The sequence below is a fragment of the Holdemanella biformis DSM 3989 genome (genome assembly GCF_000156655.1).
GTDB classification, from domain to species: Bacteria; Bacillota_I; Bacilli_A; order Erysipelotrichales; family Erysipelotrichaceae; genus Holdemanella; species Holdemanella biformis.
Map to the genome: position 1 here is coordinate 672288 of NZ_DS996841.1, position 989 is coordinate 673276.

1 protein-coding gene is annotated in these 989 nt (G+C 33.3%); it reads right to left on the reverse strand.

The window, feature by feature from the left end:
* Positions 1 to 9 precede the first annotated feature (9 nt).
* Entirely contained in the window at positions 10 to 966 is a 957-nt protein-coding gene (locus EUBIFOR_RS04850) for a DNA-directed RNA polymerase subunit alpha (RefSeq protein WP_003864823.1), read from the reverse strand.
* Between the last annotated feature and the right edge of the window lie 23 nt (positions 967 to 989).

The window sequence follows — 989 nt, forward strand, 5'->3', positions numbered from 1 at the left end:
TATTTCCTCCTATCCGTTATTTTGTCTAAAAGACAATCCTAATTCTTTAATTTTGTCTTTAACTTCTTGTAATGATTTCTTTCCTAAATTACGAACATGAATCATTTCCTCTTCTGTTTTCTGAGTTAATTCATCAACAGTCGCAATACCAGCACGTTTTAAACAATTATAAGAACGAACTGATAATTCTAAGTCTTCAATCATTTTGTGAGTTGTATGAACTACTGGTTCTTCTGAAACTTCAACTTCTTGTTCTTTCACTTCAAGACTTGCTTCATCAACAGAAGCTAAAATTGATAAGTGATCACGTAAAATTTTAGCTGCTACAGCCAATGCTTCGCTAGGTTTGATTGTTTCATCTGTAGTAATTTCCAACTCTAATGAATCATACATACTTCCATCTTCACTTTTAATTGGATTAGCTACATAGCTAACGTTTTTAACTGGTGAATATAAAGAGTCTGTATAAATAATACCAAGAGGTTGTCCTTCGTTTTGATACATTCTTTTATTTACATCAGAACGTACAAATCCACGGCCTAAACGAGCCTGAAGTTCCATATGTATAGAACCTCCTTCAGACAAAGTACAAATTGGTAAATCTTTGTTTAAAACAGTAACACCTGTTGGACATTCAATATCTCCAGCAACGACTGTTTTTGGTCCTTCTTGGTCAATACGTAGTGTATAGACTTCATTATCATGAATATCAATATCTAAAATCAATTGTTTCAAGTTTAAAATAATTGAAGCAACATCTTCTTTTACACCTTTAATACCTGTAAATTCGTGGTATACGCCGTCAATACGAATACTGAAGATCGCACCGCCAGGAATTGAAGATAATAATACACGACGAAGTGCATTACCTAATGGTGTACCATAGCGATATTCTAATGGTTCAAATAAGAATTTACCTTCTTTTGTAGTTTCTTCGATAGTCGAAATTTTATACTTTGTGCTCATTTGGACACCTCCTTAGTATGGTG

Bases quoted from the DNA above. Each gene is read 5' to 3' on its own strand.
- EUBIFOR_RS04850 (WP_003864823.1), bottom strand. From the start codon at position 966: ATGAGCACAAAGTATAAAATTTCGACTATCGAAGAAACTACAAAAGAA.